Origin of the sequence: Nonomuraea sp. NPDC049649 (assembly GCF_040675175.1) — a bacterium.
In the GTDB taxonomy this organism is placed as follows: domain Bacteria; phylum Actinomycetota; class Actinomycetes; order Streptosporangiales; family Streptosporangiaceae; genus Nonomuraea.
The window spans coordinates 141,842-164,011 of sequence record NZ_JBFAOH010000006.1 but is presented as its reverse complement, the minus strand read 5'-3'; the positions used below and the strand labels follow the sequence as shown (position 1 = coordinate 164,011).

20 protein-coding genes are annotated in these 22,170 nt (G+C 71.0%); 11 read left to right on the top strand and 9 right to left on the bottom strand.

Annotation, left to right across the window (positions count from 1 at the left end):
• Positions 1-31: 31 nt before the first annotated feature.
• A complete protein-coding gene (locus AB0J42_RS11180; RefSeq protein WP_364291527.1) occupies positions 32-1,267 on the top strand; it encodes an adenosylhomocysteinase in 1,236 nt (411 codons plus the stop codon).
• Here the strand turns inward: AB0J42_RS11180 and AB0J42_RS11175 are convergent.
• The gene (locus tag AB0J42_RS11175) at positions 1,264-1,896 is read right to left on the bottom strand and encodes a DUF305 domain-containing protein (protein WP_364291524.1); all 633 of its coding nucleotides are present in this window, start codon (positions 1,894-1,896) and stop codon (positions 1,264-1,266) included. The genes AB0J42_RS11180 and AB0J42_RS11175 overlap by 4 nt on opposite strands.
• Positions 1,897-2,063: 167 nt before the next feature.
• On the opposite strand from AB0J42_RS11175, the gene AB0J42_RS11170 reads away from it, so the two are divergent.
• Positions 2,064-3,269, top strand: coding sequence for a hypothetical protein (locus AB0J42_RS11170; RefSeq protein ID WP_364291521.1), 1,206 nt, complete (start codon positions 2,064-2,066; stop codon positions 3,267-3,269).
• A gap of 33 nt (positions 3,270-3,302) precedes the next feature.
• Positions 3,303-4,688, top strand: coding sequence for a hypothetical protein (locus AB0J42_RS11165; protein ID WP_364291518.1), 1,386 nt, complete (start codon positions 3,303-3,305; stop codon positions 4,686-4,688).
• A 1-nt stretch (position 4,689) separates the two neighbouring features.
• Here AB0J42_RS11165 and AB0J42_RS11160 read toward each other — a convergent pair whose 3' ends face one another.
• Complete coding sequence (locus AB0J42_RS11160; RefSeq protein WP_364291515.1) at positions 4,690-5,658, bottom strand: RDD family protein; 969 nt, start codon at positions 5,656-5,658, stop codon at positions 4,690-4,692.
• 51 nt (positions 5,659-5,709) lie between these two features.
• Here AB0J42_RS11160 and AB0J42_RS11155 point away from each other — a divergent pair, with 51 nt between their 5' ends.
• Positions 5,710-6,702, top strand: a complete 993-nt coding sequence (locus AB0J42_RS11155) for a stage II sporulation protein M (RefSeq protein ID WP_364291512.1) — start codon at positions 5,710-5,712, stop codon at positions 6,700-6,702.
• Between the two features lie 93 nt (positions 6,703-6,795).
• Here AB0J42_RS11155 and AB0J42_RS11150 read toward each other — a convergent pair whose 3' ends face one another.
• The 5 genes from AB0J42_RS11150 to AB0J42_RS11130 all read right to left on the bottom strand — a co-directional run bounded on the left by AB0J42_RS11150 (position 6,796) and on the right by AB0J42_RS11130 (position 12,314).
• Positions 6,796-8,172 (bottom strand): DUF58 domain-containing protein, encoded by a 1,377-nt coding sequence (locus tag AB0J42_RS11150; protein WP_364291509.1) that lies wholly within the window; start codon positions 8,170-8,172, stop codon positions 6,796-6,798.
• Positions 8,172-9,134, bottom strand: a complete 963-nt coding sequence (locus AB0J42_RS11145; protein WP_364291507.1) for a MoxR family ATPase — start codon at positions 9,132-9,134, stop codon at positions 8,172-8,174. The genes AB0J42_RS11150 and AB0J42_RS11145 overlap by 1 nt, the downstream gene beginning before the upstream one ends.
• Positions 9,124-10,281 (bottom strand): DUF4350 domain-containing protein, encoded by a 1,158-nt coding sequence (locus AB0J42_RS11140; protein ID WP_364291504.1) that lies wholly within the window; start codon positions 10,279-10,281, stop codon positions 9,124-9,126. Before AB0J42_RS11140 ends, AB0J42_RS11145 begins: the two co-directional genes overlap by 11 nt.
• Positions 10,282-10,419: 138 nt before the next feature.
• Positions 10,420-11,037 (bottom strand): DUF4129 domain-containing protein, encoded by a 618-nt coding sequence (locus AB0J42_RS11135; protein ID WP_364291501.1) that lies wholly within the window; start codon positions 11,035-11,037, stop codon positions 10,420-10,422.
• The gene (locus AB0J42_RS11130; protein WP_364291498.1) at positions 11,034-12,314 is read right to left on the bottom strand and encodes a glycerophosphoryl diester phosphodiesterase membrane domain-containing protein; all 1,281 of its coding nucleotides are present in this window, start codon (positions 12,312-12,314) and stop codon (positions 11,034-11,036) included. The genes AB0J42_RS11135 and AB0J42_RS11130 overlap by 4 nt, the downstream gene beginning before the upstream one ends.
• A 287-nt stretch (positions 12,315-12,601) precedes the next feature.
• Between AB0J42_RS11130 and mtrA the strand changes: the two genes are divergently transcribed.
• From mtrA to AB0J42_RS11095, 7 genes are all read left to right on the top strand, one after another.
• On the top strand, positions 12,602-13,279 hold the full coding sequence (mtrA, locus tag AB0J42_RS11125) for an MtrAB system response regulator MtrA (RefSeq protein WP_090763607.1): 678 nt from the start codon (positions 12,602-12,604) through the stop codon (positions 13,277-13,279).
• A gap of 18 nt (positions 13,280-13,297) precedes the next feature.
• The gene (gene mtrB, locus AB0J42_RS11120; protein WP_364291495.1) at positions 13,298-15,034 is read left to right on the top strand and encodes an MtrAB system histidine kinase MtrB; all 1,737 of its coding nucleotides are present in this window, start codon (positions 13,298-13,300) and stop codon (positions 15,032-15,034) included.
• A complete protein-coding gene (locus AB0J42_RS11115) occupies positions 15,021-16,784 on the top strand; it encodes an LpqB family beta-propeller domain-containing protein (RefSeq protein WP_364291492.1) in 1,764 nt (587 codons plus the stop codon). The genes mtrB and AB0J42_RS11115 overlap by 14 nt, the downstream gene beginning before the upstream one ends.
• Before the next feature lie 505 nt (positions 16,785-17,289).
• On the top strand, positions 17,290-17,847 hold the full coding sequence (locus tag AB0J42_RS11110) for a phosphoribosyltransferase family protein (protein WP_364291489.1): 558 nt from the start codon (positions 17,290-17,292) through the stop codon (positions 17,845-17,847).
• Positions 17,848-18,442: 595 nt separating this feature from the next.
• Positions 18,443-19,114 carry a ribosome-associated translation inhibitor RaiA gene (raiA, locus tag AB0J42_RS11105; RefSeq protein ID WP_364291486.1) on the top strand — a complete coding sequence of 224 codons (672 nt, stop codon included), beginning with the start codon at positions 18,443-18,445 and terminating at the stop codon, positions 19,112-19,114.
• Between the two features lie 46 nt (positions 19,115-19,160).
• On the top strand, positions 19,161-19,292 hold the full coding sequence (locus tag AB0J42_RS11100; protein ID WP_364291484.1) for a hypothetical protein: 132 nt from the start codon (positions 19,161-19,163) through the stop codon (positions 19,290-19,292).
• 47 nt (positions 19,293-19,339) lie between these two features.
• On the top strand, positions 19,340-19,987 hold the full coding sequence (locus tag AB0J42_RS11095; protein ID WP_364291823.1) for a response regulator transcription factor: 648 nt from the start codon (positions 19,340-19,342) through the stop codon (positions 19,985-19,987).
• Between the two features lie 209 nt (positions 19,988-20,196).
• Here the strand turns inward: AB0J42_RS11095 and AB0J42_RS11090 are convergent, their stop codons facing one another.
• Positions 20,197-21,600, bottom strand: a complete 1,404-nt coding sequence (locus tag AB0J42_RS11090) for a crosslink repair DNA glycosylase YcaQ family protein (protein WP_364291481.1) — start codon at positions 21,598-21,600, stop codon at positions 20,197-20,199.
• Positions 21,601-21,773: 173 nt separating this feature from the next.
• A complete protein-coding gene (locus AB0J42_RS11085) occupies positions 21,774-22,034 on the bottom strand; it encodes an HGxxPAAW family protein (RefSeq protein WP_364291478.1) in 261 nt (86 codons plus the stop codon).
• Between the last annotated feature and the right edge of the window lie 136 nt (positions 22,035-22,170).

The window sequence follows — 22,170 nt, the reverse complement described above, 5'->3', positions numbered from 1 at the left end:
CCTCTCCGGAGCCTTGTCGTACGAGGCTTGCATGGATCTGTGGGAGAGCGGCGAGCGGCACATCTCGTGGGCCGCGCGCTCGATGCCGGTGCTGACCGCGCTGGGCGAGCGGTTCGCCGCCGAGCGCCCGCTCGACGGGCTGCGGGTGGCCGCGTGCCTGCACGTGACGGCCGAGACCGCGGTGCTGATGGGGGCGCTCAAGGCGGGCGGCGCGGAGATCGCGCTGGCCGCCTCCAACCCGCTGTCCACGCAGGACGACGTGGCCGAGACGCTGCGCGGCTACGGCATCGCCGTGCACGCCAGGGCGGGGGTGGACCGGGCCACCTACTACCGGCACATCAACCAGGCCCTCGACGTCCGGCCCGACCTGGTGCTCGACGACGGCTGCGATCTGGTCAACATCCTGCACACCGAGCGCACCGACCTGCTCGACGGGGTGTCCGGCGGGTGCGAGGAGACCACCACCGGCATCATCCGGCTCCGCCAGATGGCCGCCGAGCGGGCGCTGCGCTTCCCGATGGTGGCGGTCAACGACACCCGGACGAAGCGGATGTTCGACAACCGCTACGGCACCGGCCAGTCGACCTTCGACGGCATCATGCGGGCCACCAACACCATGCTGGCCGGGCGCACGGTCGTGGTCGCCGGGTTCGGCTACTGCGGGCGCGGGGTCGCCGAGCGGGCCAAGGGGCTGGGCGCGCGGGTGATCGTGACGGAGATCGACGCGGTCAAGGCCCTCGACGCGACGCTCCACGGGTACGAGGTGCGCCCGATGGCGGAGGCGGCCCCGGCGGGCGACGTGTTCATCACCGTCACCGGCAACCGCGACGTGATCACCACCTCCCACGTCGCCGCCATGAAGGACGGGGCGATCCTGGCCAACGCCGGCCACTTCGACGTGGAGATCGACGTGCGGGCGCTGGAGGAGCTGGCGAGCGAGGTGCACCGCGGGATCCGGCCCAACACCGACGAGTACGTGATGCCCGACGGCCGCCGCCTGCTGCTGCTGGCCGAGGGCCGGGTGGTCAACCTCACCGCCGCCGAGGGGCATCCGGCCGCGGTGATGGACATGTCGTTCTCCGCTCAGGCGCTCGCCGTCGCCTGGCTCGCCCGCGAACGGGCGGGGCTGGAGCCGGGGGTGTACGACGTGCCGGCGGAGATCGATCACGAGGTGGCCAGGCTCAAGCTGGCGGCCGCCGGGATCGGCATCGACGCGCTGACCGGGGATCAGGAGGCCTATCTCCACTCCTGGCGGAGCGGGTCCTAGCCCACCGGCTGCATCTCGCGCATCCGCCGGATCTCCGCGAGCTGGGTGACGCCCACGTCGTTGGCGAACTCCTCGATCCGCAGGTGGGCGCCGTTCTTGAGCACCTCGGTGGACATCGCGATCGCGCCCTCGTGGTGCCTGATCATCAGCTCCAGGAACAGCCGGTCGAACTCCGGGCCGGAGGCCGCCGCCAGCCGGTCCATCTCCTCCTGCGTGGCCATGCCCGGCATGCCGTCGTGCGCGGCGTGGTGGCCGGGCACCCGCTGGCCCTGCTGCTGCAGCCAGGTGCGCATCCACTGGATCTCCGGGCCCTGGCTGTCCTTGATCCGGGACGCCAGGCTCTTGAGCCGGGCCGACTCCGCCCGGTTGGGGGCGAGGATGGCCATGTCGAGCGCCTGCCGGTGATGGAGGATCATGTCCTGCATGTAGGTGATGTCGGCGGCGTTGGCGCTCGCCTGGGGCACGGCGGTGGCGGCCTCTTCGGGGGAGAGCGTCCTGGCCTCCTCGCCGGGGCGGCCGGGGGCGATGACCGGAGCCGTCGAGTCGGCCCGCGGAGCCTGCGAGGCGTCGGACGTACAGCCGGAAAGGGCGATCACCGCGATGCCGGTGACGACGAGCGCGACGCGCACTCGGCCTCCTGACGGTTCTGGTTGGGAAACCTGCATTTTAGGAGTAAGAAAAGATCATTCATAGAGGTCAAAGTGCTCTAACATTTGACAATTTAGGTGCTGGTCGCGAGAGGGCTGAGGAGTGAAGATTTCACCATTTATGCCCTCTTTATAGGAGGTTCCCTCCCGTGCCGCCCACCCGCAGGTTCCTCGTCCTCGCGGGAGCCGCCCTGGCGTTAGCCCTGGCCGGACTCCCGGCGCAGGCGGCGGACATCCCGGCTCCCGGCGAAATCGTCATGAGCCCGAACATCGAGCACGTCACCAACGTGCCCAAGCCCGAAGCCCTGGCCGACATCAACACGGACATGGCTTTCCAGGGCGATTACGCCTATGTCGGCAACTATCACGGATTCTCGATCTACGACATCAGGAATCCGAAGCGGGCCAGGGTCGTCAGCTCGGTCGTCTGCCCCGGCGGCCAGATGGACGTGAGCGTCTACGGCGACCTGCTCTTCGGGTCCGTCGACTCCTCCCGCAGCGACGACTCGTGCGGCAGCACCGGGCAGAGCGCCTCCGTGAAGGAGTCGTGGGAGGGCGTGCGGATCTTCGACATCCGCGACAAGCGCAACCCCCGCTACATCAAGTCGGTCGAGACCAGCTGCGGCTCGCACACCCACACGCTCGTCCCCGACCGCCGCGGCAAGAACGTCTACCTCTACGTCTCCTCGTACAGCCCGAACGCGGCCTTCCCCGACTGCCGGCCGCCGCACGACCTGATCTCCATCATCAAGGTGCCGCTGCGGAACCCGCAGGCGGCGTCGGTGATCGCCACCCCGAACCTCTTCCCCGACGGCGGCTTCCCCGGCGTGCCCGGCCCGTTCCCCGACGGCAAGTCCGCCACCACCGGCTGCCACGACATCACCGCCTACCCGGAGAAGGGCATCGCCGCGGGCGCCTGCGGGCCGACCCGCGGCGCCAACGCGTACTACGACATCGTCCGCGACCGGATGGTCTTCCGCGGCTACTTCAAGATCCCGCGGCACCAGTCCGACACCGAGAACTGCGTCGCCCACAACGGCTCGCTGATCCCGGTCAAGGGCAAGGACATCATGGTCCAGGCCTGGTACCAGGGCGGCATCTCGGTCGTCGACTTCACCGACCCGGGCGACGTCCAGGAGATCGCCTACTTCGAACGCGGACCGGACACCACCCCGCTCTTCGGCGGCCACTGGTCGGCCTACTACTACAACGGCCACATCTACGGCTCGGACTTCCACCAAGGGCTCGACGTGCTCAAGCTCAACGACCGGCGGACGAACCAGGCCAACGGCGTGAAGTTCGACATCCTCAACGCCCAGACCCAGCAGTCCTACCCGGACCGCCGGCACCACTGACCCACCGTGCGAGATCGAGGAGGACTCTCCCGTATGAGCCGCAAATTACGCGCGCTGGCCGCGGCCGGCGCCGCCGCCGCGTTATGCCTGACGGCGCTGCCCGCCACCGCCGACGACATCCCGCCCGCGGACACGGTCGTCACCAGCCCGAACGTGACCCACGTACTCAACGTCCCCAAGCCGGCGCCCCTCGCCGGCACCATCAACACCGACATCGCCTTCCAGGGGCACTACGCCTACGTCGGCAACTACGGCGGCTTCTCCATCATCGACATCAGGAACCCGAAGCGGGCCAAGGTCGTCAGCTCCGTCGTCTGCCCCGGCGCCCAGATGGACGTCAGCGTCTACGGCGACCTGCTCTTCGCCGCCGTCGACAGCTCCCGCAGCGACGACTCGTGCGACAGCACCGGGCAGAGCGCCACGATCAAGGAATCCTGGGAAGGCGTCCGGATCTTCGACATCCGCGACAAGCGCAACCCCCGCTACATCAAGTCCGTCGAGACCGACTGCGGCTCCCACACGCTGACCCTGGTGCCCGGCCGGGGAGCGGACCGGCACAAGAACGTCTACCTCTACGTCTCCTCGTACCTGCCGGCCCCCGAGCTGCCCGACTGTCAGCCGCCGCACGACAAGATCTCCATCATCAAGGTGCCGCTGCGCGCCCCGGCCCAGGCGCACGTGGCCGCCACGCCGGTCGTCTTCCCCGACGGCGGCAACGAGACCCAGCCGGGACTGCTCGTGCCCACCACCGGCTGCCACGACATCACCGCCTACCCGGAGAAGGACATCGCGGCCGGGGCCTGCATGGGTGACGGCGTCCTGTTCGACATCCGCAACCGGCTCAGGCCTCGGGTCACCGCCAGGACCACGGACGAGAACTTCGCCTTCTGGCACTCGGCGACCTTCACCAACGACGCCAAGTCCGTCCTGTTCACCGACGAGCTCGGCGGCGGCGGCGCGGCCACCTGCAACGAGACCATCGGCCCCAACCGCGGCGCCGACGCCGTCTACCGCATCCACCGCGGCGAGCTCGTCTTCCAGGGCTACTTCAAGATCCCGCGGCACCAGGACGACAGCGAGAACTGCGTCGCGCACAACGGCTCGCTGATCCCGGTCAAGGGCAAGGACATCATGGTCCAGGCCTGGTACATGGGCGGCGTCTCGTTCGTCGACTTCACCGACCCGGCCAACCCGCGCGAGTTCGGCTACTTCGAGCGTGGCCCGAAGGCGAACGGCGGTGGCGGCGGCATCTGGTCCGCCTACTACTACAACGGGTACGTGTACGCGGCCGACTTCGACCACGGCCTCGACATCCTCAAGATCGACGACCCGCTGACCAACGGGGCGGCGCGCGTCCACAGCGACATCCTCAACGTCCAGACCCAGCAGTCCTACCGCGAGCGGGGCTACAAGCACTGACTCACTGAGGAGGCACGAACCCGCCGGGGCCGTCGCCGCTCCTCTCCTCCGCCACCGGCGGCCCCTGAGGAGGCGCGGTCGGCCCGGGTGGCGCCTGCACTGGTCCTGAGGGCGTCCGTGGCGGGCTGTACGGTCCGGTCTGGGGCGGTGCCGGGGCCGGGCCGTAGGAGGCGGTCTGGGCCGGTCCTGGGGCTGCCGAAGGGCCCTGCCAGGCGGGCTGGCCCGTCTGGCGCATCAGGCGGGCCTCGTCGCGGCGGCGGCGCTCGGCCAAGACGGCGCTGAGGTAGGCGTGCGGCGGCACCCCGGGAGGCGCGGCGGGCGACACGTACGACGCAACCTGGCCGGCGATCCGCACCCCCATCTCGTGCCGCATCTGCGGCGTGAGGTCGTGCCAGCGCAGAAGGTACTGCCGGGCCGCGGTCGCCACCTCCTCCGGCAGCTGCGACAGCTCCAGCGACGCCGCCCAGGACGCCAGCGGCGGCGGCATCGCGATGACGTCGGAGTCGTCCCGCGGCCCCCGCTCCGAGATCACGATCGTCCCGGCGAACAGGTCGCCCAGCCGCTTGCCCTGCTGCGACACGAGCGAGGAGATCAGCGCCGGAGCCCCGGAGAGCATCCAGAATTCCACCACCCCGGCCAGCCCGCGGAAGAGCGCCTGCCGGAACCGCTCAGGGCTGCCGTCGTCGCTCACGACCCGCAGCCCGAGCGCCAGCTTGCCGAGGCTGCGCCCCCGCGTCGCCGTCTCGAGGATCACCGGATAGCCGACCATGACCAGCACGACGAGGGAGATCACCACGGCCGTCAGCATCGCCACGTCGGTGAACGCCGCGAACCGCGTCACCACGAAGAGCCCGGCCACGAGCAGCACGATCTGGACGGCGAAGTCGATGAGGATCGCCAGGGCGCGCGACGGGAACTGCGCGACCCGTACCTCCAGGACGACGGCGTCGCCGGTCACAACCTCGGACATACGTGGAGCCTAACGGCAATGACCGCGTGCGTGAGCGGCCAGAATGGTCGGGTGGACATCGACGCGTTCGTCTCGGCTCACCGCCCGACGTGGGACAGGCTGGAACATCTGGTCAGGCACCGCTCCTCGCTGACGGGGGCCGAGGTGGACGAGCTGGTGGAGCTCTACCAGCGGGTGTCCACCCACCTGTCGATCGTACGGTCGTCCACGGCCGACGCGACGCTGGCCGGGAGGCTGTCGGCGCTGGTGGCCCGCGCCCGCTCGGCCATCACCGCCACCCACCGCCCGGCCTGGCGGGAGGTGGTCCGGTTCTTCACCGTGTCGTTCCCGGTGGTGGCCTACCGGGCGCGCTGGTGGTGGCTGGCCACGTCGCTGGCGTTCGTGGCGGTGGCCTGGGCGCTCGGCGCCTGGGTGGCCGGGAACCCGCAGGTGCAGGCCACGATCGCCACCGAGGAGGCGATCACCCAGCTGGTCGAGCACGACTTCGCCGACTACTACTCGGAGAACCCGGCGGCCTCGTTCGCCGGCCGCGTGTGGATCAACAACGCCTGGGTGTCGCTCCAGGCCATCGCGTACTCGGTCCTCCTGGGCCTGCCGATCCCGTACATCCTCTGGCAGAACGCCGCCAACGTCGGCATCTCCGGCGGCCTCATGGCCTCCCGGGACAAGCTGGACATCTTCTTCGGCCTCATCACCCCGCACGGCCTGCTGGAGCTCACGGCCGTGTTCCTGGCCGCCGCCGTGGGCATGCGGCTCGGCTGGACGGTCATCGCGCCCGGCCCGCGCCGGCGGGTCGAGGTCCTCGCCGAACAGGGCAGGGCGGTCATGGCGGTCGCGCTCGGGCTGATCGTGGTGCTGTTCGTGTCGGGGCTGATCGAGGCGTTCGTCACGCCGTCGGGGCTGCCCACCGCCGCCCGCGTCGGCATCGGGGTGCTCGCCGAAGTGATCTTCCTCGCGTACGTGGTCGTGCTCGGACGCCGGGCGGCCCGCGACGACCAGACCGGCGACCTGGAGAACGCCCCCGACGTGGCCCCGAGCGGCTAGAGCCGCCCGGCCGCCTTGAGAGGACACCCCGACCTGGCTCCGAGCTAGGGTCTCCCGAGGGTCTTGAGAGGACGCCCCCGACCTGGCCTCTAGCTAGAGTCGCCCGGCCGCCTTGAGCGCGAGGTAATGGTCGGCCAGCGCGGGCGCGATGTCGTCCGGCAGCGCGTCGACCACCTCGACGCCGTGACGGCGCAGCCGGGCCGTGATCCGCCGCCTTTCCAGCCGGGCACGCTCCGCTGCCGCCGCGTCGTACACCTCCTCGGCCGTGCCCCGCCGGGCGGCCATCGCCGCCACCCGCGGATCCGACACCCCCGCCACCAGCACGAGGTGGCGCGAGGAGAGCTGCGGCAGCACCGGCATCAGGCCCTCTTCCATCGCGGCGCCGTTCAGGTCGGTGAGGAGCACGACCAGGCAGCGCCGCTTGGCGCGGGCCAGGATCGCGGCCACCATGCCCTGCGCGTCGGCCTCCACCAGCTCGGCCTCGATCGGCGCCATCGCGTTGACCAGCGACGACAGCAGCTCGGTGCGGGAGGCGCCGCTCAGCCAGGCGCGCACCGACCGGTCGTAGGCCAGGAAGTCCACCCGGTCGCCCGCCCTGGCGGCGAGCGCCGCCAGCAGTAGCGCCGCGTCCATCGACCAGTCCAGCCGCGGCCAGCCCGGCTCGGGACGCGTGGCGGGGTTCACGAGCAGCCCGCCCTGGCCGTCCGCGGCCTGCCCGGCCAGCGGGATCGGCGCCGCGCCCACCCGGCCCGCCGAGGTGCGGCCGGTGTCGAGCACGATCAGCACCCGCCGGTCGCGCTCCGGCCGCCAGGTGCGCACCACCACGTCGTGGCGGCGCGCGGTGGCCCGCCAGTCGATCGAGCGCACGTCGTCGCCGATCACGTACTCGCGCAGCGAGTCGAACTCGGTGCCCTGCCCGCGCACCAGCGCCGGATGGCGGCCCTCCAGCTCGCGCAGCCTGGCCAGCCGGGCCGGCAGGTGCTTGCGCGACAGGAACGGCGGCAGCACCCGCACCGACCAGGGCGAACGGTGACTGCCCTGCCGGGCGGCCAGCCCCAGCGGCCCGCGCGAGCGGACGGTGACCGCCACCGGCTCGCGGTCGCCGCGCCTGGTCGGCGTGAGCGTCACCACCAGCTTGCGGCGCTCGCCGGGCGGCACGTCCAGCGCCAGCTCACGCGGCTCCGCCCCGGCCGAGGGCGGCCAGGCGTCGCGCAGCACGCCGCGGACCCGCCTGCGCCCCGGGTTCTCGACCGTCAGCTCCACCGTCGCCTGCTGCCCGAGCCGCACCAGCCGCTCACCCGACCGGTGGAAGCGCAACGGCCGCACCGAACCGGCCAGCGCCAGGTCCACGACGATCCCCACGGCCAGCACCAGGCACACCCCGGCCACCGCGGGGCCCGGCTGCGGCGCGAACAGCACCACCACGATCCCGAGCGCCGCGACCAGACCGGCGCGCCCCGTCAGCGCCATCAGCGCGGAACCGGGACCGAGGACAGGATGCCGTCGAGCAGGCCGTCGGCGGTCGCGCCCTCCAGCTCCGCCTCGGGCCGCAGCTGCACCCGGTGCCGGAGCGCCGGCCTGGCCAGCGCCTTGACGTCGTCCGGCGTCACGTACGGGCGGCCCGACAGCCACGCCCACGCCCGCGAGGCCGCCAGCAGCGCGGTCGCCCCGCGCGGCGAGACGCCGAGCTGGAGCGACGGCGAGTTCCGGGTGGCGCGGGCGACGTCCACGATGTAGCCGAGGACTTCGGGGGAGACGTGCACCTGCGCCGCCGCCGCCCGGCCCGCCGCCAGGTCGGCGGCCGACGCCACCGGCTTGACCTCCGACAGGTCACGCGGGTCGAACCCGGCCGCGTGCCGCTCCAGCACCGCGATCTCCTGGTCACGCGGCGGCAGCGGCACCGTCAGCTTCACCAGGAACCGGTCGAGCTGGGCCTCGGGAAGCTGGTACGTGCCCTCGTACTCCACGGGGTTCTGGGTCGCGCACACCACGAACGGGTCCGGCAGCGGGCGGGCCGCGCCCTCCACGCTCACCTGCCGCTCCTCCATCGCCTCCAGCAGCGCCGCCTGCGTCTTCGGCGGGGTCCGGTTGATCTCGTCGGCGAGCAGCAGGTTGGTGAAGACCGGGCCCTCGCGGAACTCGAACTCCGCCGTCTTCGCGTCGTAGATGAGCGAGCCCGTCACGTCACCCGGCATCAGGTCGGGGGTGAACTGCACCCGCTTGAAATCGAGCGACAGCGCCGCGGCGAGCGTACGCACCATCAGCGTCTTGGCCACGCCCGGCACGCCCTCCAGCAGCACGTGCCCCCTGCACAGCAGGGCGATGACGAGCCCGGTCACCACCGCGTCCTGCCCGACCACGGCCTTGGACACCTCGGCGCGGAGCGCGCTCAGCGCCTCCCTGGCCGCCTCCGCCGAATGCTCAGAGCTCACTGACCTTCCTTTCGATCTGGTCCACGTATCCGGCCAGGGCGACCATGCCCTCGTCGTCCTCCGGCGGCGGCCCGTACAGCGCGGCGCCGACCCGCTGCGGGTCCTCGCCCGTCCGTGCGGCGATCGCCGCCACCACCTCCTGGCCGTGCGCGCCCGGCCCCAGCCCGAGCCGGGGCGTCAGCCGGTCGATCGCGCCCGCCCGCAGCGCGTCGGCGGACCTGGCCCTGGCCTTCCTCGCGCGGTACAGCCTGCCCCGGCCCTCCACCGTCTCGGCGGCCCGCACCACCACCGGCAGCCGCTCCACCACGACGGGGCCGAGCCGCCTGCCGCGCCAGAACGCCACCAGCGCCACCGCCACGCACGCCATCACCAGCGACCAGCCGATGTTCGGCGGCAGCAGATCGTAGAACGACCGGCCCCCGGAGCCCGCCAGGTCACCGGGGGGCGGGTTCTCCGGGCGCACCAGCCACGTGACGGGCTTGCCGGTGTCGAGCAGGTTGATCGCCAGCGCGGCGTTGCCGTCCTCGGGCAGGCGCATGTTCGTCATGAACGTGGCGCTGCCGACGACCGTCGTGGTGCCCGTCCCGTGCGGGTAGCTGACGAGCGCCCAGCCCAGGCGCGACGGGTAGCAGCCCGAGCCGCCCGGCGGGATCCGGAACGCGACCCCGCCGATGTAGGCGCTGCCCGCGGCGGTCGCCGCCGGCAGCGAGCACTCCGGCGCGCGCGAGCGCTCCCGCACGGGCTCCGGCACCTCGCGGACCTGCGGCGCGAGCTCCGACAGGCTCCACCGGTCCACCAGCAGCCGGTCGCCCGGGAGTTCCGCCAGCTCGTGCTCGTCGACGTACACGGTGTCGGTGACGAACAGCAGCCGGTCGCCGCCCAGCGCCCTGGCCGCCTCCACCGAGTCCACCCGGTCCACCTGCACGCCCCTGGCCCGCAGCAGCTCGGCCAGCGCCTTGGAGCCCTGGAGCGAGGTGTCGGCCGGGTCGAGGTACCGCTCATTCCCATCCTCGGGCCCCAGCAGCACCACGGCGGTCGCGAGCGCCACCATGAGCAGCCCGAGCAGCACGAACAAGCGGCTGCCCCGCCACATCGACCGCGCCGTCGGCGAAACCGGCCGGCTCTCCGGCGCCTGCGCCTCAGTCACGACAACCCCCTCCGGCCCAGACGTACGCGCCGTAGCGGGCCTGGGTGTGAGGGCGGCACCGGCGTGAGACGTACTCGCCGTAGTGGGGTTGATGTGCGGTGAGGGGGTACGGAGCCATATCCGTGTCGTTCTGAAGGGTCATGGGGTGGCTCCGAGGGGGGCCGGGCGGGCGGCGGCGAGCCGGACGTCGAGGCTGGTCATGGACTCGTAGGCGGCCCGGGTGCCGGGGACGTCGCCGTAGGTGACGTCGTCGAAGGAGCGGGCGGCGGCGGCCAGGTCGGCGGCGAAGGGCGGGAGAGCACGCCCGGCCTCGGCGGCGAGCTCGTCGGCGGTGCGGCCGGGCATGCCGTCGACCAGGGCGCGGTCCTCCAGGTCGCGGGCGATGGCGCGCAGCCGCTCCTGGATCGCCTCCGTCCACCGGCCGTCGGCGGCGTGCTGCTCGGCCGCCTGCCGGTGCTCGGCCGCCGTCAGCCGCCGGGTGCCGAACAACTCGCCGGGCACGGCGGCCCGGAGCCGGCGGCCCCGGCGCACCTGCCAGTAGATCACCGCGGCGACGGTCAGGAGCAGCAGCAGGATGAGCACCGCGGCCACGATGCCGCCCGCGCTGCCGCCGCCGGCCGCCAGGTCCAGCAGGTCGCCGACGAACTCGTTGAAGTAGCGCAGCATCCGGTCGATGAACGACTCGCGCGCGTACTGGGATCTGAGGAGTTCGCGCGCCGCCTGCTCGGCGGCCTCCTCCCTGCCGATCGGGCTCACGACTCGGTGGAGTCGGTCGGTCGCCAGAGCTCGTCGGCCGACCCGTGCACCCAGCCTTGGCGCTGCTGCTCGATGGCCGCCGTCTGCAGGACGAGGTCGAAGGCCTCCGCCCGCATGCGGCGGTCCGCGTACAGGAGCCCGGCGACGCCCGCCTCGAACGGATAGGTGATCATGGCGCCGATCGTGGCGCCGAGGGCGACCAGGATGGAGCCCAGCACGATCGCGCCGAGCGCCCCCCGGCTGAGCGTCCCGACGATGGTGCCGATGAGCGTGAACGGCACCTGGAGGATGCTCGCGATCAGCCCGACGATGAGCGTGGTCAGGAACAGGATGCCCAGGACGCGCCAGAAGTCGCCGGTCACCAGGTTCCACGAGCGGCGCATCGCGTCGAGCGGCTTCCTGCCCTCCAGCACCACGGCGGCCGGCGCGAAGGCGAAGCGCGTGCGGAAGACCAGCACGTAGCCGATGTAGAGCACGAGCAGCAGCAGGAACAGCAGGATCATCCCGCCCGCCGCGGCGGGGGAGCCGGCGGCGTCCGCGCTGATGGCGACCACGAGCACCGCGACCATGACGGCCACCGGAGCCAGCATGATGAGGGCCATCAGCCCGACGACGCCGAACAGGGCGGGCAGCCGGCCCTTGGTCCGCTGCCACGCCTCCTGCGTGGTGATCTTGCCGCCGAACACGGCCCGGCCCAGGATGCGCGTCAGCACCCCGGTCAGCACGGTCACGGCCACGAAGCTGATCGCGTACGAGGCGAACGCGCCGCTGTACTGGGCCGCGAGCGAGCCGTAGAGGTCGGCCGGGTTCTCGGCGCCCGCCGCGGAGGGGTTCTCCATCAGCGGGCTCAGGGTGCCGAACAGGAAGCCCTGCGCGACGGCCAGCGGGATGGCGCCGAGCAGCGCCGCGATGGCCGACAGCCCGAGCACGGCCTTCGGGTTGGAGCGGATCAGCTTGATGGTGCCGTCGTAGATGTCGCCGAGGGCGAGCGGGCGCAGCGGGATGATGCCGGGCCGCAGCGCGGGCGGCGCTCCGTACGGGGCGTGACCGTACGGAGAAGGACCGTACGGGGGAGGACCGTGCGGCGGCTGGCCGTGCGGCGGCTGGCCGGGCGGAGGCGGCGGGGGACCCCAGGGCGGCTGCCCGCCCCCGGATGGCGGAGCGGAGTCGCCGCCAGGGGCGGTCCACGGGGAAGCGGAAGGCCCGCCGTAGGGCGGGGGCTGCTCCGCGGCCCAGCCTGGCGGCCTCTCTGACGTGGGACCCTGACCGTCTGACATATCCCAATCCTGGCACGCTGGGCGGGTGGGTGGCGTCCCGCCGTCGATCCGATCGTCTCTTGCCCCCCATTCCACGCCATTCTGTGTGTTCCTGCGCGTTTCGGCGTGGCGGATCCGGTCCAGGGTGGCCGAGAAGCCGCCTGTTACCGCAGACTGAAGGGGAGCGGTCGTGGTGCGAGCCTGGTATTCGCCTTCCGCGGGTCTCATGTCACACTCATGGGCCGAGCGGGGGTAACCTTCACCGACCGTGCAGGTATGTCCCAAAATGCGTAAACGAATGAGGGGCCATGAAAGGTCGCGTGCTGGTCGTCGACGACGATGCCGCTCTCGCCGAGATGCTGGGCATCGTGTTGCGTGGAGAGGGCTTCGAACCATCCTTTGTCAGTGACGGCGACAAGGCACTGGACGCGTTCCGTGACACGCGTCCGGATCTCGTCCTGCTCGACCTGATGCTGCCCGGCGCCGACGGCATCGACGTCGCCCGGAGGATCAGGGCGGAGTCCGGCGTGCCGATCGTCATGCTGACAGCCAAGAGCGACACCATCGACGTGGTGCTCGGGCTGGAGTCGGGCGCCGACGACTACATCGTCAAACCCTTCAAGCCGAAGGAACTGGTCGCGCGGGTCCGCGCGCGCCTGCGCCGCACCGACGAGCCGACCCCCGAGATCCTGCAGATAGGGGATATCACGATCGACGTGGCGGGCCACTCGGTCAAGCGCGGCGACGAGACCATCAACCTCACGCCGCTCGAGTTCGACCTGCTCGTCGCCCTGGCCCGCAAGCCGCGCCAGGTCTTCACCCGCGAGGTCCTGCTGGAGCAGGTCTGGGGCTACCGCCACGCGGCCGACACCCGCCTGGTGAACGTGCACGTCCAGCGCCTCCGCGCCAAGATCGAGAAGGACCCCGAGCACCCCGAGATCGTGGTGACGGTCCGCGGCGTCGGCTACAAGGCCGGCCCCGCCTAAATCAGGCAGCCCCCAGCCATGCCCCCGACGAATACCAGACGTTCGCGCCGCCGGACGTTCCGCCAGATCCTCGGCGGCGTCCGGCGGCGGGCTCGGCGTGCGGTGGGCACGGCACGGCGGATCTGGCGGCGCTCGCTCCAGCTCCAGGTCGTCACCAGCACCCTGGTGATCTCCCTGATCGTGGTGGTGGTGCTGGGCATCTTCCTGTCCGACCAGGTCAACAACTCGGTCATCGAGCGCCGCCAGCAGTCCGCCGCGAGCGAGGCCGCCGCTGACAGGCTCCAGATCACCGACGCGCTCTCCCGGCGCGACGACGACCAGGCCAAGTCCTCCGACCCGGGCAAGAGCGTGCCGCCCGACCCGCTCGACGAGGTGATGGACAACATCATCGGCACCGGCAGGGACGGCTGGAAGAAGCGCTACGAGGTGCTGATCCTCAACGTCGACCAGCCGGGCAGGTCACGCGCGTCGGGCAACGTCAGCCAGGCGAACATCCCCGAGGCGCTGCAGCAGATGCTGCGCCGCCAGGCGGAGAAGTTCATCGACCGGCCGCAGCGCTACACCGAGCCGATCAAATTCCCCGGCGAGAGCCACCCCCGCCAGACTCTGGTCATCGGCGCCATCATCCACGTCAACGGCAGCTACGAGGTCTACCACTTCTTCCCGTTCGACGAGGAAGAGCAGATGCTGTCGAACGTCCGGCTGGCCATCGTCGCGGTCGGCTTCGGGCTGGTGCTGCTGCTCGCCGCGATCGCGTACCTCGTCGCCCGCCAGGTCGTCACCCCGGTCCGGCTCGCCCGCCAGGCCGCCGAGCGGCTCGCCGCAGGCAAGCTCGACGAGCGGCTCAAGGTACGCGGCGAGGACGACCTGGCCAGGCTGGCCACCTCGTTCAACGAGATGGCCGCCAACCTCGCGCTCAAGATCCACCAGCTGGAGGAGCTGTCGCAGGTGCAGCGGCAGTTCGTCTCCGACGTCTCGCACGAGCTGCGCACCCCGCTGACCACCGTCCGGATGGCCGCCGACCTGCTGTACGACGCGCGCGAGGACTTCGAGCCGATGGCCGCCCGCTCCGCCGAGCTGATGCAGGCCCAGCTCGAACGGTTCGAGTCGATGCTCGCCGACCTGCTGGAGATCAGCCGGTACGACGCGGGCGCCGCCACCCTGGACCTCGACTCCGTCGACATCCGCGACGTGGTGCTGCGCGCCATCGCCGACTCCGAGGCGCTGGCCGAGCGCCACAGCACCCGCTTCGAGCTGCGGCTGCCGAACGAGCCGTGCATGGCCGAGGTCGACAACCGCCGGGTCGAGCGCATCCTGCGCAACCTGCTGTTCAACGCCATCGAGCACGGTGAGGGCCGCGACGTCGTGGTCACCGTCGGCGCCGACAGGGACTCGGTCGCGGTCGCGGTGCGCGACCACGGCATAGGGCTCAAGCCCGGCCATGACACGCTGGTGTTCGACCGGTTCTGGCGGGCCGACCCGTCGCGGGCCCGGACCATCGGCGGCACCGGGCTCGGCCTGGCGATCTCCCGCGAGGACGCCGGGCTGCACGGCGGCTGGCTGCAGGCGTGGGGCCAGCCGGGCGAGGGCTCGCAGTTCCGGCTCACGCTCCCCAGGAAGGCCGGGGCCGACCTCAAGGGCTCCCCGCTGCCGCTGGTCCCGCCCGAGATCGAGATGCGCCGCACCTGGCGCGGCGGGATGACCCCGGTCCTGCTGCCGGCGACGGGAGACGGAGGCGGGCATGAGGAGGGTTAGACCGCTCTGCAGCGCCGCCGCCTTCGCGCTCGCCCTGCTCCTGGCCGTCACCGGCTGCGCCGTCATCCCCGTGGGCGGGCCGTTCCCGGTGGACGAGGCGGGCAGCGGCGACTCCGTCAGCGTGCCGTTCCAGCGCATGGTCGCCGTCGCGCCGCAGCCCGACTGGGGGCCGCAGCAGGTCGTCGAGGGCATGCTGGCCGCGATGGCCGCCTACCACGACGACCCCTCCGTACTGCCTCAATACCTGACAGAGGAGGCCCGGCGGGTCTGGAAGCCGGACGGCGCGATCACCGTGATCGACAACTCGTTCCGCTTCGGCGACCTGGTCGAGAACAAGGACAAGCAGGAGACCATCGTCACCATCCAGGGCAACAAGACCGCCCAGATCAACGAGGACGACACGTACGTGCCCGTCAGCCCCTCGGACGACAACAAGATCAACCGCCCGGTCACCCTGGTCAAGGACGCCTCCGGCGCCTACAAGGTCAACGCCCTGCAGCAGGGCCTGCTGCTCACCGACGCCGACGTGCGCCGCGCGTACCGGCCCACCAACCTCTACTACCTCAACGGCACCTCCGGCGCCGACCCGCAGCCCGACAGACTGGTCGTCGACCGGGTGCGGCTGCGCATAGACGCCGACAAGAGCTTCGCCCAGACCATCATCGAACGCCTCATCGAAGGGCCGACCAGCGGGCTGCAGGGCGCGGTCGGCAACGAGTTCCCCGAGGGCGCCAGGGTGCGGTGGATCCGGTCCAGCGACGACCGCGTCGTCATCAACCTGGGCGGGCCCTTCGACCCGGGCCGGACCTTCACCCAGGGCCTCCAGGCCCAGCTCAGGGCCAGCCTCAGCGGCAACAACCTGGCCACCGGCCGCACCCTCGAAGTGCTGCTCGACGGCGAGCAGTTCTACTCGTCGAGCCCGCTCACCGTCCCGGCCACCCTGCCGGAGAGCTGGCTGGGCAACGACGACCGGCAGGTGTTCTACTCCAGCGGCGGCGCCGTCTTCAAGCTCGTCAACGACGGCGAGGGCCAACCGGTGGCCGGCCCCGCCGGGCAGCCCAACCACGGCTACACCGGCTTCGCCATGTCCAAGAACGGCGACCGGATCGCCGCCCGCTCCGCCGCCGGCGGCATCTGGGTGACCAGGCACGCCCTGGACGGCCGCTGGGAGGAGTCCATCCCCGGCGCCGACCTCACTGACCCGTCCTGGCACCGCGACGGCAGCCTGTGGACGTTCGACCGGCAGAACGGCGAGGTGATCCGCTCCCACCCGATCACCGGCGGCGGCCCCGAACGCGTCGCCGCCCCCGCACTCCAGGGGCTGAACGTCACCTCGCTGCGGATGGCCAGGAACGGCGTCCGCGTCGCGGTCACCGTCGGCTCCAGCCGGGTCCAGGTCGGCGCTCTCACGGGCGGCGGCGGCAACGCGATGCTCAGCAACTTCCAGACGCTCACCACCGTCTCCGGCAGCGACGAGATCCTCGACATCGCCTGGAGCGACGGCGGCCACCTCCTGGTCCTCGTCCAGACCAAGGCCGGCCAGGTCGTCAAGGAGATCAACGTCGGCGACGGCGAGACCGCCCAGCTCCCGACCACCAACAAGCGCCTGGAGCGCCTGGCCGCCCTCGGCGACATCATCCTCGCCACCACCGAGGACAGCAACGAGATCCTCGAATACAGCCGCGACAAGCAAACCTGGACCCCCAAGCCCGCCACCGCCGTAGACCACCCCCTCTTCGCCCTCGGCTGACCCCTCCCGCCTCCATCGGCCGGTCGCGTGTTCCGGGGGAGTGCCTGGGGGATGGTCGGTCGGCCTTTCCCCTGTGTGGTGCCGAGGTCGGTCGGTGCGCGGACCTCATGGGGTGTCACTGGAGGACGGCCGGGCACCCTTCCTCTGCGCTGTGCGGGGACGTCGGCTGATCTTTTGCAGTCGGCCACCCCCTCATTACGCCACGCCGACGTCGGCGGCTGGTGTCCTGAGAATGCGGTAGTTGTCGGTTTTTGTGGATCTTTGAGTGATCGGGCGGGCACGGAAAGTGTCGGTGGCGTTGGGCATGCTGGGGCGCGTGTTCGCTGCTCTGCTCGACGTCGTTCTGCCGCAGCCGTGCCTCGGCTGTGGCGTGCCCGGTACGCGGTTGTGTGAAGACTGTTTGGCGGGTGTCGCCGCGCCTGCTCCTCGCAGGCCCGCTCCTTGTCCCGACGGTCTGCCCGTGTGCTGGTCCGCTGCTCCGTACGAGGGGACGGTCCGAAGAGCGGTGATCGCCTACAAGGAACGTGGTGAAGCGGTCCTGGCGGCGCCTCTGGCCGATCTCCTGGCATTCACCCTGCTCGCCGCTCTCAACCGCGCCCGGCAGGCGAATGAGGGCCCGCTGGAGGGCATTCAGCCTGTGCTCGTGGTGCCGGTGCCGAGCAGGCGGGCCGCCGTCAGGGGACGCGGACACGATCACGTGAGCACGCTGGCGGATGGGGTGGTGCGCCGCCTGCGCCCGTACGGGGTCTCGGCCCGCCTCTGGCCCGCGCTGCGGCAACGACGGAAGGTGACCGACCAGGCGGGGCTCAGCTCATCCGACCGGGTGGCGAACCTGGCGGGATCCTTCTCCGTACCTGAGGGTGCAGCCCGTGACCAGGGAGGTGCCGCTCGTGTGCCGTCACCCGCCGACCGGGTGGTCATCGTGGACGACGTCGTCACCACGGGGGCCACGCTGGCGGACGCCGCGCGGGCGTTACGAGACGCGGGGGCGACGGTCCCGCTGGCCGTCACCGTCGCGGCGACACGCCGAATCTCACGGAATGATTACGGTCACCGTCAGTGAAGATGACACCCGCCTGCCAAAAGATCGCCTGTTACTACCACACAGGATCGGAGCGCAGCTCATGAGGTCACAGATCCCCTGCCTGCGACAGCGCGGCGGACCTGCCAAGACACCGGACCCGCCGCCACGGCCTGAGAAAATCACGGAAAGTGATCGTTTGAGCCGCCTCCCGGCTGACATTCGCCGCCGATCCGGATAGCGTCTGAACATGGCACCCGTTCGGGTCCGTGGTTGCGCAGAGCCGGGGCTCCCGGCTCCGCTAGCCGATGCCAGCCGCAGGCGAAACGGCCCACGTAAGGCGACTTTTCGTCGACCGATCACGGTGCGGCTTAGGGGTAAGTCCTGCCTTCCCGGAGGTCCAGATGTCCTCCGTAAGAGGAGAAGGGCGGTAGTGGCATCAGAGCTGCGAAACCCTCAGCAGGCGAATGTGGGGTCGAAGACCAGGTCGGCCGGGCGGGTGCCGCCTGCGTTCCCGGTGACGAGTAGTCGGAAGAGGGTAACGGTGAGAGAAAGGCAGACAGCAGAAGACCCCGCCCGGCACCAGGCGAGTCGTCGGGCGCTCTATCTCAGTCGTTAGACGAAGGGGGGCTGTTGCATGGACATCATCGTCAAGGGCCGGCACACGGGAGTGAGTGATCGGTTCCGAGACCAGGTGACGACCAAGCTGGCCAGGATCGAGCGTCTGGACAACAAACTCATCCGAGTCGATGTGGAGGTCTCGAAGGAGCGCAACCTGCGCGCCGCCGACCAGCGAGAGCGGGTCGAACTGACCATTCTCACCCGCGGCCCCGCGATCCGTGCTGAGGCCTGCGCCGACGACCGGTTCGCCGCCCTCGACATCGCGATGGACAAGCTGGAAGGGCGCCTCAGGAGGCTCGCCGACCGGCGCAAGGTCCATCACGGCAACCACAAGCCGCCCTCCCTGGCGGAGATCGCGTCGAGCCCCGAGCTGTTCGCGCCCGCACCGCGGAAAGCCGAGCCGCGCAGAGCGGAGCCGGCCCCCGAGGAGGCCGAGTTCGAAGACCGGCTGCCCGACGACAAGCAGTACGACGACATCGTCCCCATAGAGATGGACGGCGACGGCCCTCTGATCGTCCGGGAGAAGCACCACAAAGCAGAGCCCATGACCATCGACCAGGCCCTCCTCGAGATGGAACTGGTCGGACACGACTTCTATCTGTTCCGAGACAAGGAGAGCGGCCTGCCGTCCGTCGTCTACAAGCGCCGTGGGTACAACTACGGTGTGCTGCGGCTCGTAGAGCACTGACGGACCGCGAAAAGATCTTCTCGACCACCCGAGAACCGCGGCACACGTGCCATCATGGCGGTTCGACGGCTCTGGCCCCCGACGAGGAGGAGACGTGAGCGAGCTCAGTCAGGTGAAGATGGGCGAGCGCATCGAGGAGGACACCACGGTCGCGAGCCGCATCGAGGAGGCCGCGTGACGCACTCCGGCGAGGCGCGCGCCTCCGGCGGCGAGCCGATCCGCGTGATGATCGTGGACGATCACGAGCTGATCAGGCGCAGCCTGGCGTTGGCGCTGGCCGCGGAGCCTGACATCGAGGTGGTCGGGGAAGCGAGCGACGGGCAGGAGGCGGTCGAGCTGGCCGACCGCCTCATGCCCGACGTGGCGCTGATGGACGTCCGCATGCCGCGGCAGGACGGGATCGAGGCGACCAAGGGCATCAAGAGCTCCGTGCCGAGCACCCGCATCATCATGCTGACGGTGAGCGACGAGGAGGAGGACCTCTTCGAGGCGATCAAGGCGGGAGCGACGGGCTACCTGCTGAAGGACGTCCAGATCAACGACGTGCCCGCCGCGGTGCGCGGCGTGCACGAGGGTCAGTCGCTGATCAACCCGGCCATGGCGGCCAAGCTCATCAGCGAGTTCGCCAACATGAGCCGCAAGGAGACCGAACGCCCGCCGCAGCTGCCGGTGCCGCGGCTGACGGAGCGCGAGATGGAAGTCCTGCGGCTCGTCGCCAAGGGGATGAACAACCGGGAGATCGCCAAGCAGCTGTTCATCTCCGAGAACACGGTGAAGAACCACGTCCGCAACATCCTGGACAAGCTGCAACTGCACTCGCGGATGGAGGCCGTCGTCTACGCGGTCCGCGAACGCATGCTGGAGATCACCTGAGACGCCCGCCCGCCGCCCGCCACTCCGTTGAGAGGGCGGGCGGCCGGACCCGGGTCATCGAACCGACACCGAGTAAGGCTCCTACGGCGGGCGGGTCAGCGGCCCACGTCGAGTTGAACCTCGTAGCGCGCAGGTCAGCAGACCGACGCTGAATAGAGCGCTGGCGGCGCGGGGGCAGCGGCCCACGCCGGGGCGAGTTCTGGTGTTGGTTAATGGATCGGCGTTGCGTTGAGTGCTGCGGCGAGTTCTGGGGGGTCGGTGTGTTCGACTCGTACGTTGTCGCAGCCCACCCATGCGGCGGCCGACCAGAGGGCCTCGCGCATGGCCTCGACCCAGCGGGCGCTGGTCAGGCCCGGCTCCAGGCTGAGCTTCCTGGCCACCAGCGTGGTGCCTTCGCGGGCAGGGTCCACCCGGCCGATCAGGCGGCCACCGGCCAGCACCGGCATCGTGTAGTAGCCGTGGACGCGCTTGTGTTTCGGCACGTACAGCTCAAGCTGGTAGTTGAAGCCGAAGACGCGCTCGACGCGGCTGCGGTACCAGATCAGCGAGTCGAACGGGGAGACCAGCGTCGTGCGGTGACGCCCGCGCGGCTCCGACTCCAGGGCGGCCGGGTCGGCCCAGGCGTTGGCTCCGCCCGTACCAGTGCCGCGCGCCCGGGTGGTGGCCCCGCTCGTGCCGTTCCCGTACGCCTGGGTGCTGGCTCCGCCCGTGTCGTTCCCGCGCGCCCCGCCGGTGCCGTTGCCGTGCGCCCCGGTGTCGGCCCCGCTGGTGCCGGAGCCGGTGCCGGTGCCGGTGCCGGTGCCGGAGCCAGAGTCAGAGCGCGTGCCGGAGTTGGTGCCGTTGCCGCGGGTGCGGACTTCGGGCCAGCCGTGGACGCGGACCGGTGTCAGACCGGCGGCGCCGCTGGCCAGGGCCTCGTCGAGGATCGCGGCGTGGCTGCCGCGCAGGCGGAGGAAGTCGATCAGGTCGGAGCGGGTGGCGACGCCCAGGGAACGGCCCGCGATGGTGGCGAGCCGGGTGATGCACTCCTCGTCGGAGAGGTCCTCGGCCAGCAGGTCGGCGGGCACCACCCGTTCGGCCAGGTCGTAGACGCGGCGCCAGCCCACCCGGCGGGTGCAGACGATCTCGCCGATGTCGAGCAGCCATTCGAGGCCGATCTTGGCGTCGGACCAGTCCCACCACGGGCCGCCGTTCTTGGCGCCGCCGACGTCGGCGGTGGTGAGGGGGCCGCTGTCGCGGACTTGCTGGAGCAGGTCGCCGACGCTGTCGGGCACCTGGTGCCAGCGGTAGCGGCGCTCCCGGTAGGCGCGCCGCCGGAACGCGTAGAGCGGCCAGTGCTCGATCGGCAGGAGGCAGGCGGCGTGGCACCAGTATTCGAAGCTGCGGGCGGGAGAGTCCCAGTAGGCCCGCTCGACGGCGGGCCGGCCGACCGGGCCGAGCCGGGCGTAGGCGACGAGTTCGTGGGAGCGGGCGAGCACCGAGATGGTGTCGAGCTGGACGGCGCCGAGCCTGCGGAGCATGGCCGGCACCCCGCCCCGGCGGCTGTCGGAGCCGAGCAGCCCTTGGGCGCGCAGGATGATCCGGCGCGCCTCGTCGGGGGTCAGGTCGATCATGCGTGTGACTCCGTACGGGAGGGCATGGCCGGAATGCTAGCCACGGCCACCGACAAAAAAGCCGCCCGGGAATCAGTCGCGACCGGCTCGCGTTGAAACGCTGTGAGCCGGTTGTCATCGAGGATGTTCTCGGAGGGGCCGCCGCGAGGGGTGCCCGCTCCGAGGAGGGAACGTCAGCGGTGGTCTTCGGCGCGCAGCCCCGACCGGGGTGCGTCGATCACCACGTCCGTGAAGATGTCGAAGACGAGGGCGAGGATGCCGCCCACGACGAACACGCCGGCGCCGATCCAGACGACCATCCAGTTGTCCAGGGTCAGGCCCACACCGGCGATCACCGACCCGATCAGCATCACCGTCACGGCGAGCCACGAGGACGCGCGGCCGCCGTGGCTACCGAGATTTTCGGTCTGTTCCGACTTCTGGCCTTCGGCCATGACAAATCCCTCCTTGCCCGGATATCCCGGTTACCGGGGCGAACCGGTCCTTGACCGGCGTACCATCCGCCCTCTCAGTATTCTCCCAGACGACTCCTGTGCCCTTGTCGGCACGGTGGCTGTGTCTGGTGGGAGA